The organism is Desulfobacter sp. (assembly GCA_028768525.1).
Classification (GTDB): Bacteria; Desulfobacterota; Desulfobacteria; order Desulfobacterales; family Desulfobacteraceae; genus Desulfobacter.
In genome coordinates this window covers 1256750-1270903 of record CP054837.1, presented here as the reverse complement: position 1 = coordinate 1270903, position 14154 = coordinate 1256750, and the positions used below count along the sequence as shown (strand labels likewise).

General features: G+C 52.0%; 17 protein-coding genes and 1 tRNA gene. 16 read left to right on the top strand and 2 right to left on the bottom strand.

Going from position 1 to position 14154, the window contains the following annotated elements; all coding sequences use genetic code 11:
• Window positions 1–521: 521 nt before the first annotated feature.
• Window positions 522–595: transfer RNA gene (locus HUN04_05850), tRNA-Gln, on the bottom strand.
• Window positions 596–721: 126 nt separating this feature from the next.
• Between HUN04_05850 and HUN04_05845 the strand changes: the two genes are divergently transcribed.
• The 3 genes from HUN04_05845 to HUN04_05835 are packed head-to-tail and all read left to right on the top strand — an operon-like array spanning window position 722 to window position 2290.
• Complete coding sequence (locus HUN04_05845; GenBank protein WDP89279.1) at window positions 722–1009, top strand: antibiotic biosynthesis monooxygenase; 288 nt, start codon at window positions 722–724, stop codon at window positions 1007–1009.
• 7 nt (window positions 1010–1016) lie between these two features.
• Window positions 1017–1850: an ATP-dependent sacrificial sulfur transferase LarE gene (gene larE / locus HUN04_05840; protein WDP89278.1), complete on the top strand. Its 834-nt coding sequence runs from the start codon at window positions 1017–1019 to the stop codon at window positions 1848–1850.
• Window positions 1847–2290 (top strand): DNA-binding protein, encoded by a 444-nt coding sequence (locus HUN04_05835; GenBank protein ID WDP89277.1) that lies wholly within the window; start codon window positions 1847–1849, stop codon window positions 2288–2290. Before larE ends, HUN04_05835 begins: the two co-directional genes overlap by 4 nt.
• 78 nt (window positions 2291–2368) lie before the next feature.
• Here the strand turns inward: HUN04_05835 and ndk are convergent, their stop codons facing one another.
• Window positions 2369–2788, bottom strand: coding sequence for a nucleoside-diphosphate kinase (gene ndk, locus HUN04_05830; GenBank protein WDP89276.1), 420 nt, complete (start codon window positions 2786–2788; stop codon window positions 2369–2371).
• Between the two features lie 142 nt (window positions 2789–2930).
• Here ndk and HUN04_05825 point away from each other — a divergent pair, with 142 nt between their 5' ends.
• From HUN04_05825 to rseP, 13 genes are all read left to right on the top strand, one after another.
• Complete coding sequence (locus HUN04_05825) at window positions 2931–3530, top strand: dephospho-CoA kinase (protein WDP93173.1); 600 nt, start codon at window positions 2931–2933, stop codon at window positions 3528–3530.
• Window positions 3531–3697: 167 nt separating this feature from the next.
• Window positions 3698–4945, top strand: coding sequence for a transcription termination factor Rho (gene rho, locus HUN04_05820; GenBank protein WDP89275.1), 1248 nt, complete (start codon window positions 3698–3700; stop codon window positions 4943–4945).
• Between the two features lie 85 nt (window positions 4946–5030).
• Window positions 5031–5249: a 50S ribosomal protein L31 gene (gene rpmE, locus HUN04_05815; GenBank protein WDP89274.1), complete on the top strand. Its 219-nt coding sequence runs from the start codon at window positions 5031–5033 to the stop codon at window positions 5247–5249.
• 132 nt (window positions 5250–5381) lie between these two features.
• Window positions 5382–6446 carry a peptide chain release factor 1 gene (prfA, locus tag HUN04_05810; protein WDP89273.1) on the top strand — a complete coding sequence of 355 codons (1065 nt, stop codon included), beginning with the start codon at window positions 5382–5384 and terminating at the stop codon, window positions 6444–6446.
• A gap of 20 nt (window positions 6447–6466) precedes the next feature.
• Window positions 6467–7333, top strand: a complete 867-nt coding sequence (gene prmC, locus HUN04_05805) for a peptide chain release factor N(5)-glutamine methyltransferase (GenBank protein ID WDP89272.1) — start codon at window positions 6467–6469, stop codon at window positions 7331–7333.
• Window positions 7334–7496: 163 nt separating this feature from the next.
• Window positions 7497–8357, top strand: a complete 861-nt coding sequence (rpsB, locus tag HUN04_05800) for a 30S ribosomal protein S2 (GenBank protein ID WDP89271.1) — start codon at window positions 7497–7499, stop codon at window positions 8355–8357.
• Between the two features lie 27 nt (window positions 8358–8384).
• Window positions 8385–8981, top strand: coding sequence for a translation elongation factor Ts (gene tsf, locus HUN04_05795; protein WDP89270.1), 597 nt, complete (start codon window positions 8385–8387; stop codon window positions 8979–8981).
• A 3-nt stretch (window positions 8982–8984) separates the two neighbouring features.
• The gene (locus HUN04_05790; GenBank protein ID WDP89269.1) at window positions 8985–9707 is read left to right on the top strand and encodes a UMP kinase; all 723 of its coding nucleotides are present in this window, start codon (window positions 8985–8987) and stop codon (window positions 9705–9707) included.
• Between the two features lie 101 nt (window positions 9708–9808).
• The gene (gene frr, locus HUN04_05785; protein WDP89268.1) at window positions 9809–10366 is read left to right on the top strand and encodes a ribosome recycling factor; all 558 of its coding nucleotides are present in this window, start codon (window positions 9809–9811) and stop codon (window positions 10364–10366) included.
• Between the two features lies 1 nt (window position 10367).
• Window positions 10368–11117 carry an isoprenyl transferase gene (locus tag HUN04_05780; protein WDP89267.1) on the top strand — a complete coding sequence of 250 codons (750 nt, stop codon included), beginning with the start codon at window positions 10368–10370 and terminating at the stop codon, window positions 11115–11117.
• The gene (locus HUN04_05775) at window positions 11093–11908 is read left to right on the top strand and encodes a phosphatidate cytidylyltransferase (GenBank protein ID WDP89266.1); all 816 of its coding nucleotides are present in this window, start codon (window positions 11093–11095) and stop codon (window positions 11906–11908) included. Before HUN04_05780 ends, HUN04_05775 begins: the two co-directional genes overlap by 25 nt.
• Window positions 11905–13074, top strand: a complete 1170-nt coding sequence (locus HUN04_05770; protein WDP89265.1) for a 1-deoxy-D-xylulose-5-phosphate reductoisomerase — start codon at window positions 11905–11907, stop codon at window positions 13072–13074. The genes HUN04_05775 and HUN04_05770 overlap by 4 nt, the downstream gene beginning before the upstream one ends.
• Window positions 13075–13083: 9 nt before the next feature.
• Entirely contained in the window at window positions 13084–14154 is a 1071-nt protein-coding gene (gene rseP / locus HUN04_05765; GenBank protein WDP89264.1) for an RIP metalloprotease RseP, read from the top strand.

Genomic DNA, 14154 nt, shown 5'->3' with positions numbered 1-14154 from the left:
AAAGCATTGTCATGGATATATAATTTGAGGGTACTTTCTTAATCTCAGGTATGGCACTTTTTCTGGAATATATGAAAAATAGCCGATTTTGTCAAAATGTGGAAAATTCAAAACGCCCTTAAATAGGGTGTTTAGCGTTAATTAAGGATGTGTGAAAGCCAAAGGTCACTGACTACGAATCAGAGGGGCGGTGGCGTTATCTTGGGGTATTATAATTTGAATTTGACTCCGTTTTTGGGAAATAATTGAATCCTGATTGTGATAATTAATTAATCGGAGAATTGCGCAGTCCCCACATAGTCCCCAGTTTTTTCTCCATTTTATAAAAATTATCGATTGATTGAACTCAAAGCTGGCTCTTTTTAAATTTAGGTTGAATCTTTCCATATAGAGGATATTTGAATGGAGCCCTGGTTGTTATTCACTTAACATCATTTGGAAAATGGGGACTATGTGGGGACAAGATATCTCAGACGCAAAAAAGCCTTTCAAGGGAAATCCCTGAAAGGCTTTATTATCAGTGGCTGGCTGACTAGGATTCGAACCTAGATTGACGGAGTCAGAGTCCGTAGTCCTGCCATTGGACGATCAGCCAGCAGAAGCAACGATGGGGGTTATACACAAAGCCGTTTTTAAAGTCAAGAATAATCTTATTGAAAATTTAATATTTGTCGGGCTAAAATAAAAAGAGGCTGGAAACAAAATAGACCCGGAGGTGAACATGGCTGTTACGGTTTTGATCAGGCGCAAGGTGGCAACAGGCAAGGGGGAACTTCTGGAAAATCTTTACAGGGAGTTGATTGCCCTGGCGATGAGCCAGAAAGGGTATATCGGTGCTGAAACCATGAGACGGACGGATCTTTCCCATGAATACCTGATCATTTCTAAATGGGAAAGTGTGGAGGACTGGTCCACGTGGCTGATTTCGGAGAAGCGCCGGTCATACCAGGAGAGAATCGACGCCCTGACCGATTCGGAAACCAAATTTGAAATTTATGAACATACATGATCCGGCAATGCCGGTTGAATTGACAGGCAAGTTCGAAAATCTGAAAAAAGAAATCAAGCAATATGATTGTATGGCGCTGGCCTTTTCCGGCGGTGCCGATTCTGTATTTTTGCTGGCGGCGGCCAGGGCGGCCGGCCTGGAACGGATTCTTGCCGTTACCGTGGTCTCCGCATTTTTTACCCAAAAAGAGGTGGCACGGGCAAAACGAATTGCCAAGGGCCTGGGGGTTGAACACCTCTGCCTTGAAATGGATGTTTTTGACAATCCAGATGTGGTTCGAAATGGTGCCCGGCGGTGTTACCACTGCAAGGGAGGTTCTTTTTCTATGATAAAAAAAGCGGCGGCCGGCCGTGGTATTCATACCCTGGCTCATGGGATCAATGTGGATGATCTGGGGGATTACAGGCCCGGCATTGAGGCGGCCGAGTCCCTTGAATTTAAGGCCCCCCTGGTGTCCTCCGGATTCTCAAAAGCGGAAATCCGGGCATGTTCCAAGGCCATGGGGCTTGAGTCCTGGAACCTGCCTTCCCAGTCCTGTTTGGCCACACGGATTCCCCTGGGAGAGAAGATCACCCTGAAGGGATTGAAAATGGTGGAAGAGGCCGAAGAGATGCTCCGGGATATGGGGCTGGGACAGGTTCGTGTCCGCTGCCACCGTGATCTGGCCAGGATTGAATTGCTGCCCGGGGATTTTCCCCGGATGCTTGAAGACGGGGTCAGGGAAAGAATCAGTCGGGAATTGACGGGAATCGGATTTGCGTTTGTGGCGTTGGATCTGGGTGGATATGAAACCGGGAAAATGAATCCTGCCGCTCAAAGAAAGGAAATGAAGGGAAAATGAAATATTCGCAGGCAAAGAGCGGGCGGGTCTTTGTGATCCGCCTGGAGGACGGAGATGTGGTTCACGAGGCCATTGAGGCGTTTGCACGGAAAGAAAAGATACGGGCGGCGTCACTGATCGTCCTGGGCGGAGCGGACAGGGGCAGCGTCCTGGTGACAGGGCCGGAACAGGGCCGGGTGGAAACCATAGTTCCTAAAACCAGGGTGCTGGATAATGTGCATGAAGTGTCGGGTACGGGTACGCTTTTTCCCAATGAAGCGGGGGAGCCTGTACTGCATATGCATATGGCCTGTGGAAGGGATGCGTCAACAATAACCGGATGTGTACGAAACGGGGTGCGGGTGTGGCAGGTGATGGAGGTGATTGTCCACGAGATTGTGGAGACTTCGGGCATGCGGCGGCCCGATGCGGCAACGGGTTTCGAACTGTTGATTCCCTGATTCCGCCGGACGCAAAAAGACGCCCCCTGCAGAAGTCAGATACTGCAGGGGGCGGTTGTTTGGTCAACTCCGGTTGTCTTACCGGTTCTGGATTTCCAGGTCGTTGAAAAAGTAGCCGATTTCAAAAGCGGCGGTTTCCGGAGCGTCGGAGCCGTGGACGACATTTTTTTCAATGTCAGTGGCGTACTCCCTGCGGATGGTGCCTTCTTCGGCTTCTTTAAAGTTGGTCGCACCCATGAGTTTTCTGTTTTTGGCGATAACGCCTTCCCCCTCAAGGACCATGACAACGATGGGGCCGGAGGTCATGAAATCGGTGAGGCTGCCGAAGAAGGGGCGTTCCTTGTGGACCGCATAAAATCCTTCGGCCTGGGGCTTTGTCAGGTGAATCATTTTCATGGCGGCAATTTTGATGCCGTTGGTTTCAAAACGCTTGATGACTTCACCAATAATATTCTTTTGGACACCGTCTGGTTTAATAATGGATAAGGTTCTTTCCACGTTTTGGCTTCCTTTATGCTTGCAGGTTAAGGGTTACTTGGATAAAACGGATTGAACCGTAGCACATGACCCTATTATAAGTCAAACCTTATACAGGGAGAGAACGATTCAGGAGGGCGGAAACGGAGCTGGAATGGAAAAAATAATGAAAATCGGGGTGACGGGATCTGCGGGATCGGGGAAAAGCCTGGTCTGCGAAGCGTTCAGGCGGTTGGGGCTGGAAACCCTGGACTGCGATAAAATTGCCAGGGAGGTCGTGGCGCCCGGACGGGATGCTTATAATAAGGTAGTCTCGGTTTTTGGCCAGAAGGTGGTGGCAAAGGACAGGTCTCTGGATCGGGCCGGGCTGCGTAAGATGATTGTGGAACAGCCTGGGCTGCGAAAGCGGCTGGAAGATATTCTTCACCCCGTTATCATCAAGGAGATGGTCCGCCAGATGAATGGCGCCCGGTATACTGGGGAGCCGGCATGCGCCGTGGAGGTTCCCCTGCTTTTTGAACTGGACATGGCGGCTTACTTTGATGTGGTGGTGGTTGTGACGGCAATGGACAGCAGCCTGGCTTCCCGGATAGCCGCCCGGGACGGGGTGACCCGGAGCAGTGCCGAAAAAATGCTTGCCCTTCAGATGGCCCAGGATGAAAAAATAAAGCGCGCCGACCAGGTTATCTATAATAATGGAGACAAAGAAGAATTATTTCAGTCGGTTTCACATTTATATGGGAAACTTAAAAAGAGCGCTTGACAAAAAAAAACTAATGCATTATTTAGCTCCTTGTATTATTATACACCAGCATCTATCTTTTTTTCTGCAGGTCGCTATAAGCTTCCACATTGTCAAAAAAGGTATCCCTTAATACAACTGATCCAACTAAACCTAAAAATAAATAAAACTAAAAACCGGGAGAGTGAATGAATCTTGTAGAACTCAATAAGATGAAAATCAGCGAGCTGACCAAGCTTGCCAAAAAATATAATATCCAGGGCATTGGGGGGCTTAAAAAACAGGAACTGATTTTTGCCCTGCTCCAGGCCAATATTGAGGAAAGCGGACAGATTTACGGGGAGGGAACCCTTGAGATTCTCCCGGACGGTTTTGGGTTTTTGAGGGCGCCGGGGTATAATTACCTGCCCGGTCCCGACGATATCTATGTCTCCCCCTCCCAGATCCGGCGGTTTAACCTGAGGACCGGTGACACCATCTCCGGACAGGTCCGTCAGCCCAAGGATTCAGAGCGGTATTTTGCCCTGCTCAAGGTGGAGGCCGTTAATTTTCTGAACCCGGAGCAGGCGGCAGAGACCATTCTGTTTGACAATCTGCTGCCCCTGTATCCCGACCGGAAGATGAACCTGGAAGCCGAGCCGGACAACTATTCCATGAGGGTGATTGACCTGATGGCCCCCATCGGGTTCGGCCAGCGCGGCCTCATCGTTTCACCGCCCAAAGCCGGTAAAACCATGCTGCTCCAGAACATTGCCAATTCCATGATCAAGGCCCATAAAAATATCGTTCCCATGATCGTGCTCATTGACGAGCGCCCCGAGGAAGTGACGGATATGGCCAGGAACGTTCAGGCGGAAGTGATTTCATCCACCTTTGACGAGCCCGCAGAACGCCACGTCCAGGTGGCGGAGATGGTCATTGAAAAAGCCAAGAGAATCGTGGAACAGGGCCATGACGTGGTCATCCTTCTGGACAGTATTACCCGTCTGGCAAGGGCCTACAACTCTGTGATGCCGCCCTCGGGCAAGATCCTGTCCGGCGGTGTGGATTCCAATGCCCTGGACCGGCCCAAACGGTTTTTCGGTGCTGCCCGAAATATTGAAGAGGGCGGCAGTCTGACCATTATTGCCACAGCCCTGGTGGATACCGGCTCCAGAATGGACGAGGTTATTTTTGAGGAGTTCAAGGGAACCGGCAATATGGAGCTGGTGCTGGACAGAAAGCTGGCCGACAAACGTGTTTTTCCCGCCATTGACATGAATAAATCCGGCACCCGTAAAGAAGAATTGCTGCTGGATCCCCAGGTCCTGAACCGGGTCTGGATCTTGAGAAAACTGCTCTCCAGTTTAAATTCTGTGGACAGCATGCAGTTTTTACTTGAAAAAATGGAAGGAACAAAGGATAATAAAGAGTTTCTTGAATTGATGAATTCTTAATGGATTTGAAGTTCAAGAAACGTTTTACTTTACCATATTAATGATCGGTCTTTTATAACGAAGGCCCCAAGGAGTTACGTGTAACATGAAAAAAGACATCCATCCGAACTACACTAAAACCACCGCTTCCTGTGCTTGCGGTGCGACTTTTGAAGTGGGATCCACCAAGGAAAACATCAAGGTTGAAATTTGTTCCCAGTGCCATCCCTTTTTCACCGGTAAACAGAAACTGGTTGACACTGCCGGCCGTATTGACCGCTTCAAGAAAAAATACGCAGGGTTTGACGCAAGCAAACTGGTTTAGCGTTTCATTGCCTGGAACAATCAAAGGGGGGCTTTTTCCAAAAGCGCCCCTTTTGAATTTGTACCGGGTGAGTTTCACCCGATTTTCCTGACCCATTTTTAAACCCGGGGGTTATGCCGGGGGGATTGAACCATGATTGAAAAATTAAAAGGCATTGAAGAACGGTTTATAAAACTTGAACATCTGCTCAGCGATCCTGCAGTTATTGCTGACCAGAAAAAGTACCAGGAATACCTTAAGGAGCACGGGGAGCTGAATAAAATCGTACCGGTGTTCAGGGAATATGAGGCTGCCCTGGAAGAGCTGGGCGAAGCCAAAGAACTTCTCAAGGACGATGATCCGGATATCCGGGCCATGGCCAAAGAGGAAATTCCGGAACTGGAAACCCGGATCGAGTCCCTCAATGCCGATCTCAATGTGCTGCTCATGCCCAAGGATCCCAGGGACGGTAAAAATGTCATTTTGGAAATCCGGGCCGGTACCGGCGGGGAAGAAGCCGGGATCTTTGCCGGAGATCTCTTCCGCATGTATTCCCGGTTTGCCGAATCCAAAAACTGGAAAATCGAAATTATTGAAAAAAATGATTCCGCCGCCGGCGGGTTTAAGGAAGTGGTCTCACTGGTCAAAGGCAACGGGGCCTTTTCCGAATTTAAATACGAAAGCGGCACCCATAGGGTTCAGCGGGTCCCCGAGACCGAAACCCAGGGCAGGGTTCATACCTCAGCCGTAACCGTCGCCGTATTGCCGGAAGCCGAAGATGTGGATATTGATATCAATCCTGCGGATCTCAAAATCGATGTGTTCAGATCCTCGGGACCCGGCGGCCAGTCCGTCAACACCACCGACTCCGCCGTCCGCATCACCCATGTTCCCACAGGGGTGGTGGCCACCTGCCAGGATGAAAAATCCCAGCATAAAAACAAGGCCAAGGCCATGAACGTACTCAAATCCCGCCTTCTTGACGCCAAGATACGGGAGGAGGAAGAAAAACGGGCGGCCGACCGCAGGGGGCAGGTGGGTACCGGCGACCGATCCGGCCGTATCCGCACCTACAATTACCCCCAGGGCCGGATGACGGACCACCGCATTGGTTTGACCCTCTATAAGCTGGACAATATCATGGAAGGTGATATCCAGGAAATCATCGATGCCCTGAGAACCCATAACCAGGCCGAAACCCTCAAGGAAATGGGTTAGGTCCGTCGCCGGAGGACGCTGTGGCGGAATGGACCATAAAAAAACTGCTGGGCTGGACGGAAGGGTATTTCGGGGAGCATCATATTGACAGCCCCAGGCTCACCGCCGAAATCCTTTTGTCCAAGATTCTTGATATGCGTCGGCTGGATCTGTATCTCCAGCATGACCGCCCATTGGAAAAGCAGGAACTGTCGGATTTCAAGGCCTTGATAAAGCGCCGGGTGGCCCGGGAACCTGTGGCCTATATCACCGGTGAGAAGGGGTTTTACAATGACCGCTTCGCTGTTGCCAAGGGCGTGCTCATCCCCAGGCCTGATACCGAGGTGCTGGTGGAAACCGCCGCCGCCTTTCTGAATGATCCCCAATGGGCCGGGAAAAAAGCCCGGGTGCTGGAACTGGGGGTCGGGTCCGGCGCCATTATCGTGTCCCTGGCAGGCGAGTGCCCGGACCATCTTTATTTCGGATCGGATCTGTCTCCCCGGGCCATTGTAACGGCGGCGGGGAATGCCCGGAATCTCAGTGCGACCCCTGTTTTATTTTTCCGCGGATCCTGGATGGATGCCGTTGCTCCGGATGCCGGCTTTGACCTGATCCTTTCCAATCCTCCCTATATTCCAGCCGGCGATATTGAAACCCTGGCGCCGGAAATAAAAGACCATGAGCCCAGGCTTGCACTGGACGGCGGGCCCGACGGCCTGGATGCCATCCGGGTTATTCTGGCCCAGGCGGGCCGCCGCCTGAATCCCGGAGGGCAGGTGGTTCTTGAGATGGGGTTTGATCAAAAGCCCGGCATGACGGCCCTGGCGGCCGAATTCGACTGGGTGGCCGGCCTTGAATTTATCAAGGATCTTGCCGGTCATGACCGCCTGGCTGTTCTCAAAAAATAATTGATTATCCATATTATTTTTGATATATACATTTGGATTTTGCTTTTGTACGCAAATAAGACACACCCGTGGACCCGGAGTCCGGTGCTTTTCCCAAAGTCGATATCCGGGGGAGAAGCGGGTGGAAGAGTTTTTTAAAACCATTTAAAAATTTGGAGAAAAAATGGCTTACATCACGATCAGAGAATTACTGGAAGCAGGCGTCCATTTCGGACATCAGACCAAACGCTGGAACCCCAAGATGAAAAAATACATCTTTGGCGCCAGAAACGGTATCTACATCATTGACCTTCAGCAGACCGTCAAGCTGTTCAAGGATGCCCACGATTTTATTAAAAGCGTGGCCGCCAACGGCAAAGACATCCTGTTCGTCGGTACCAAGAAACAGGCCTCCGAAGCCATCTACGAAGAAGCCAATCGTGCAGAGTCTTTCTACGTGGAAAACAGATGGCTGGGCGGGATGCTCACCAACTTCCAGACCATTAAAAACACCATTTCCCGGTACCACTTCCTCAATACCATTGAGAACGACGGCACCCTGGAAAACTATCCCAAAAAAGAACAGATTAAAATGCTCAAGGATAAAGCCAAACTTGAGTTCGCCATCGGCGGTATCTCCACCATGAAGAAACTGCCCGGCGCCCTGTTCATTGTTGATCCCAAGAATGAGTCCATTGCCGTCAAAGAGGCAAAACGCCTGGGCATCCCCGTTGTTGCCGTAGTCGATACCAACTGCGATCCCGATGACATCGATTACGTTATCCCCGGCAATGACGACGCCATCCGTTCCATCCGCCTCTTTGCTTCCAGCATCTCCGACGCCGTCATCGAAGGCCGTCAGATCTGGGAGGAAAAACAGCGTGCCAACGCCGACAAAGAAGACAGCGAAAGCAAACCCGCTGGCAAGGGCGGTGAAAAGATCGGCATCGAAGTGGTCTCCGACGGCACCGACGGTCCCGTAGTGGAAAAGATCAAAAGAAAAACTGCCGCTCCTGAAGAAAAACAGGAAGCAGTGACTGAATAACGACGACTATTAAGGAGCAGAATAAAAATGGCTGAAATTACAGCAGCAATGGTAAAGGAGCTTCGTGAAGCTACCGGCTCAGGCATCATGGACTGTAAAAAAGTCCTGAAAGAAGCCGACGGCAGCATGGAAAAAGCAATTGAGCTTCTGAGGAAAAAAGGCCTGGCCAAGGCCGCAAAACGCGCAGGCCGGTCCACCTCCGAAGGTATCATTTTCTCCTACATCCACACCGGCGCCAAGCTGGGTGTTCTTCTGGAAGTGAACTGCGAATCTGATTTCGTTGCAAAAACCGATGACTTTGCCAACTTTGCAAAAGATATCTCCATGCACATTGCAGCGGCCAATCCCGCAGGTCTGGTCAAAGAGGACGTGGATCCCACATTGATCGAAAAAGAACGGGAAATCTACCGTGCCCAGATGCTGGAAGAGGGCAAGCCTGAAAACATTATCGACAAAATTGTCGACGGAAAGGTGGAAAAATTCTACAAAGAAGTCTGCCTCATGAGCCAGCAGTATGTTAAAGATCCCCAGAAAACCATTGAAGATGTCCTGAAAGAAACAATCGGCAAGATCGGTGAAAATATTCAGATCAAAAGATTTGCACGTTTCCAGATAGGAGAATAAGTCTTGGATAAAAAACCTGAGTTTCAACGGGTTCTAATCAAGCTGAGCGGCGAAGCCCTGATGGGAAATCAGGGCTTCGGCATCACCCCTGAGATGATTCACTATGTTGCCGAAGAGGTGGCCAAGGTGTATCGTCTAGGGGTGGAGATTTCAATTGTTGTGGGCGGCGGCAACATCTTTCGCGGGGTCGCAGGGTCTTCTGCCGGTATGGACAGAACCTCTGCCGACAACATGGGGATGCTGGCCACTGTGATCAACAGCCTGGCCCTTTGCGATGCCCTGGAAAAATGCGATGTGCCCACCCGGGTGCAGACCGCCATTGCCATGGACAAAATCGCAGAGCCGTTTATACGCAGGAAAGCCATCCGCCACCTTGAAAAGGGGCGGGTTGTTATTTTTGCGGCAGGTACGGGCAACCCGTACTTTACCACTGATACCGCAGCTGTGCTCCGGGCCAATGAAGTCCGTGCCCAGATTCTGTTCAAAGCGACTCAGGTGGACGGGGTCTATGATAAAGACCCTGTGGTCCATGATGATGCGGTGATGTTTGATGAACTCTCTTATATGAGGGTGATTGAAAAACAGCTCCACGTCATGGATATGACTGCCATCTCCCTTGCCATGGAACATGACCTGCCCCTGCAGGTGTTTGACCTTCACCAGGCCGACAATATCTTTAAAGCGGTCACCGGCGAGGATATCGGTACCAGGATTTATAATAAGTAGTTTTTATTGAGAACAGTCAACAGCGAGAGCAGCTGCCCGAAAGGTGCCCAGTGATAGCTGTTCTCGCTGCTGGCTGTTAACTTTTTTAAGGATGTGTTGTTATGATTAATGATGTGCTCGAAGAAACCAAAGAACGGATGGGGAAATCTGAAAACGCCTTTGAAAACGAAATGACCAAGGTTCGTACCGGGCGGGCATCTCAGTCCATGCTTGACAGCGTCAAGGTCGATTATTACGGCACACAGACTCCTCTTCCCCAGATGGCCACGGTGGCGGTGCCCGAAAGCCGGCTGCTCACCGTAAAACCCTGGGACGTTTCCGTGATCAACGAGGTGGAGAAAGCTATTCTCAAGGCCAATATCGGCCTGACCCCCTCCAATGACGGCAAACTGATCCGCATCTCCATCCCTCCCCTCACCGAGGAGCGCAGAAAAGAAATTGTCAAAAGCGTTTCCAAGACCTGCGAGGATTTCAAGGTCGCTGTCCGGAACATCCGCCGGGATTCCAATGAAATGCTCAAGGACCTGCAGAAAGAAGGGGATATCTCCGAAGACGACAGCTTCAAGGCCCAGAAACAGGTCCAGGACCTCACTGACCAGTCCATAAAAAAGCTGGACGAGATTTTTGCCGCCAAGGAAAAGGAAATTCTTGAAGTCTGATATGTCTCTACCTGCAGGACTGAATATGGAAACCCTGCCCGCCCATGTGGCCATGATCATGGACGGCAACGGGCGATGGGCCAAAAAACGGCTCATGAACCGGGTCAAAGGCCATGAACAGGGCTCCAAAACCGTAAGGGAAATGGTTGCAGCATGCCGGGAACTGGGCATCGGGATTCTGACATTGTATGCCTTTTCCACGGAGAACTGGGCACGCCCCAAAGCGGAGGTCAAGGCATTGATGACGCTTCTCAAGCGCTTCCTGGTTTCCGAGCGGGATGAAATGAACGCCAAGGGAATCCGGTTGAATATCCTGGGACAGGTGGACCGCCTGCCCGAGGATGTGCGTGAGGAGGCCGTCCGGACCATGGAGCTGACCCGGAAAAATAAAGAGATGATCCTGAACCTGGCCCTGAGCTATGGATCCAGGGAAGAGATCACCCAGGCGGTGCAAATTATTTCACGGAAGGTGCGGTCCGGGGCACTCAGCCCTGAAGAGATCACTGACGAAACCATCTCAGCCCACCTTTACACGGGGGGGATGGCGGACCCGGATCTTATTATCCGGACCTCCGGGGAATTCCGGCTCTCTAATTTTTTGATGTGGCAGGCCGCCTATTCGGAACTCTTTATCTCATCCACCCTCTGGCCTGATTTTTCACGGCAGGAGTTCCATGGGATTTTAATCGATTTTCAAAACAGGGACCGCAGGTTCGGGAAGGTAAAATGCAGCACCTCCAGCGATGGCTAACCGCAATTGTTCTAGTTCCCCTCGTACTTTGGATCATTGTCAAAGGTACCAATATTCTTGTGGCCGCACTGGTTTCAGTGGTGGCCATTTTTGCTATTCGGGAATACCTGCGGATTATCTGCGGCAATGAAGAGGGGCCGGTCTCCCAGACCATAAAAATTATCTCCTACACCGTATCCATGATACTGGTGATGGGGGCCTGCCTGTCTTCCTGGCAGATCATCTTCCTCATCCTGGCCCTGAACCTAATGACCCTGTGTGTTTTTGTGCTCTTAAGATTTTCACGAACCCCCCGGGTGTTTGACCTGGTGGCCAGGCAGGTACTGGGCATTGTTTATATCCCCCTGGCCCTGGCCATGCTGGTATTTATCCATGCCGGTCCCGGGGGCGTACTCTGGATTATCTGGCTGCTTATTGTCTGTTTTGCCAACGACACCGGCGCCTTTTACGCCGGCACCTTTTTCGGCAGGCACAAACTGGCTCCCAAGATCAGCCCCAACAAAACCATTGAGGGCTCAGTGGGCGGGGCGACCGCCTCGGTGATTGCCGGGTTTGTTTTCTGCCTGATTTTCTTTTCAGATTTATCCATCGCCCTCTTATGTATTCCCTGTGCACTGATCATGGCCGTTGCCGGACAGATCGGCGACCTGTTTGAATCCGCCATGAAGCGGGTGCACCAGGTCAAGGATTCCGGCCGGATCCTGCCCGGCCACGGGGGGATGCTGGACCGCATTGACGGACTGCTGCTGGCCGTCCCCGTACTTTACGCATTCCTGGTATTAATTCAATGAAGTCATTGTCCATTCTCGGGGCCACCGGCTCCATCGGCACCTCGGCCCTTAAAATTGTACGCCGCCACCCGGACCGCTTCCGGGTGAACTGCCTCACCGGCGCCACCAATGTTGACCTTCTGGCCCGACAGATCAGCGAGTTCAAACCGGCCCTGGCCGTTGTGCTTGATCAGAACCGGGCCGACGAACTGGCCAGACAACTGGCCGGCGGATACTGCCCTGAAATCCTCTGGGGGGAGGCCGGATACATACAGGCCGCCCAATGGGAAAAAACCGACATGGTCCTCCTTGCCATGGTGGGGGCGGCCGGGCTCAAGCCGGCACTGGCCGCCATAGAGGCCAGAAAACAGATTGCCCTGGCCAATAAGGAAACCCTGGTCATGGCCGGGGAGCTGGTCATGGCCCGTGCCCGGGAAAAGGGGGTGGAGATCCTGCCCGTGGACTCAGAACACTCGGCCATCTACCAATGCCTGAGGGGCAACCCGGCCCGGGACATGAAACGGATTTTTCTCACCGCTTCCGGCGGCCCCTTCAGGAACCGGCCCGCAGAGACCTTTAAAGAGATTACCCTGGCCGATGCGCTGAACCACCCCACCTGGAACATGGGCGCCAAAATCACCATTGATTCGGCGACGCTAATGAATAAGGGACTTGAGGTGGTGGAGGCCGTCCACCTTTTTGATGTCTCCCAGGACGATATCCAGGTGGTGGTCCATCCCCAGAGCATTGTCCATTCCATGGTGGGATTTAAAGACGGAGCCGTCATGGCCCAGATGGGGGTGCCGGATATGGTGGGGGCCATCGCCTACGCATTTTCCCTGCCGGACCGCCTGGACCTGGGGACTGGATTCCCGGATTTTGCCACGCTGGGCAGCCTGGATTTTGAAGCCCCGGACACCCAAAAATTCCCCTCCCTGGAATTTGCCTTTGAAGCCTGCCGGCAGAAGGGCACATTGCCTGCGGTGATGAATGCAGCCAATGAGGTGGCCGTGGCCGCCTTCCTGAAAGAAGAGATAAAATTTACTGATATCTTTACCATCATTTCCGAGGCCATGGGCAAACACACCCGCATTGACAATCCTGGGCTTTCAGGTATTATTGAGGCCGACCACTGGGCCAGGGAAACCGCCGCAACCCTGGTCTGCCGAATTTCAAAAATCAATTAGTGAGGTCATATGGGGCACTCTGCCGTTGCATTTATTATTGTTATCGGTGTTCTTGTATTTTTTCATGAACTGGGTCATTTCCTTGTGGCCCGGCTCTGCGGAGTCGGGGTGGAAGTTTTCTCCCTGGGATTCGGCCCCAAACTTTTAAGGCGCAGGGTCGGGCGGACCGAATATTGTATCTCAGCCATTCCATTGGGGGGATATGTAAAGATGGTGGGCGAGGAGGCCGGTGCCGAGATTGATCCGGCTGACAAGGCGCTTTCCTTTTCCCATAAAAGCCTGGGGAAACGGGCCGCCATTGTGGGGGCCGGACCGGCTTTCAATTTTGTTCTGGCCATTTTGATTTTTTATCTGCTCTACCAGGTTTCCGGTATTTATATGGCATTGCCCAAGGTCGGCAGAGTCGTGGAAAACAGCCCGGCTCAAACCGCAGGCCTTCAATCCGGCGACCTTATCAAGGAGGTCAATGATACCCCTGTAAAGGCCTTTGAGGATATCCCGGCCATCATCGCCGAAGGCGGCGGAAAGGAAGTGTTCGTCCTGGTGCAGCGGGAGGGGGAGGTCGTGGGATTTACCATGGTTCCCGAAATAAAGGAGGGTAAGAACCTTTTTGGGGAGGCTGAAAACCGGTATGTCATCGGGATCGTCGGTTCCGGTGAAACCTTCCACGAACGGCTGGGGCCCATCCGGGCCATGGGGAGATCCATTGCCGACACCTGGGGGCTGGTGAAGCTGACCGTCCTTTCGGTGGTCAAAATGATCAACGGGACCGTGTCCGCCGACAACCTGGGCGGGCCGATAATGATCGCCCAGATGGCCGGACAGCAGGCCAAGGCGGGCGTGGTTAATTTTGTATGGTTTATTGCACTGCTATCTGTGAACCTGGGGATAATCAATCTCTTTCCCATCCCGGTGCTGGACGGCGGCCACCTGCTCTTTTTCGGCATTGAGGCCCTCATCGGCCGCCCGGTGAGCGACAAGCTGCGCGAAAAGCTGATCCAATTCGGTGCGGCAGTGCTTGTAACCTTAATGATCTTTGTTTTTTATAACGATATTGTTAGAATTTTTAATGGTGGATAG

What these genes read in the sequence shown, in the direction of transcription:
- HUN04_05845 (WDP89279.1), top strand. Translation starts at nt 722, where the DNA reads ATGGCTGTTACGGTTTTGATCAGGCGCAAGGTGGCAACAGGCAAGGGG.
- larE (WDP89278.1), top strand. Translation starts at nt 1,017, where the DNA reads ATGCCGGTTGAATTGACAGGCAAGTTCGAAAATCTGAAAAAAGAAATC.
- HUN04_05835 (WDP89277.1), top strand. Translation starts at nt 1,847, where the DNA reads ATGAAATATTCGCAGGCAAAGAGCGGGCGGGTCTTTGTGATCCGCCTG.
- rho (WDP89275.1), top strand. Translation starts at nt 3,698, where the DNA reads ATGAATCTTGTAGAACTCAATAAGATGAAAATCAGCGAGCTGACCAAG.
- rpmE (WDP89274.1), top strand. Translation starts at nt 5,031, where the DNA reads ATGAAAAAAGACATCCATCCGAACTACACTAAAACCACCGCTTCCTGT.
- prfA (WDP89273.1), top strand. Translation starts at nt 5,382, where the DNA reads ATGATTGAAAAATTAAAAGGCATTGAAGAACGGTTTATAAAACTTGAA.
- rpsB (WDP89271.1), top strand. Translation starts at nt 7,497, where the DNA reads ATGGCTTACATCACGATCAGAGAATTACTGGAAGCAGGCGTCCATTTC.
- tsf (WDP89270.1), top strand. Translation starts at nt 8,385, where the DNA reads ATGGCTGAAATTACAGCAGCAATGGTAAAGGAGCTTCGTGAAGCTACC.
- frr (WDP89268.1), top strand. Translation starts at nt 9,809, where the DNA reads ATGATTAATGATGTGCTCGAAGAAACCAAAGAACGGATGGGGAAATCT.
- HUN04_05780 (WDP89267.1), top strand. Translation starts at nt 10,368, where the DNA reads ATGTCTCTACCTGCAGGACTGAATATGGAAACCCTGCCCGCCCATGTG.
- HUN04_05775 (WDP89266.1), top strand. Translation starts at nt 11,093, where the DNA reads ATGCAGCACCTCCAGCGATGGCTAACCGCAATTGTTCTAGTTCCCCTC.
- HUN04_05770 (WDP89265.1), top strand. Translation starts at nt 11,905, where the DNA reads ATGAAGTCATTGTCCATTCTCGGGGCCACCGGCTCCATCGGCACCTCG.
- rseP (WDP89264.1), top strand. Translation starts at nt 13,084, where the DNA reads ATGGGGCACTCTGCCGTTGCATTTATTATTGTTATCGGTGTTCTTGTA.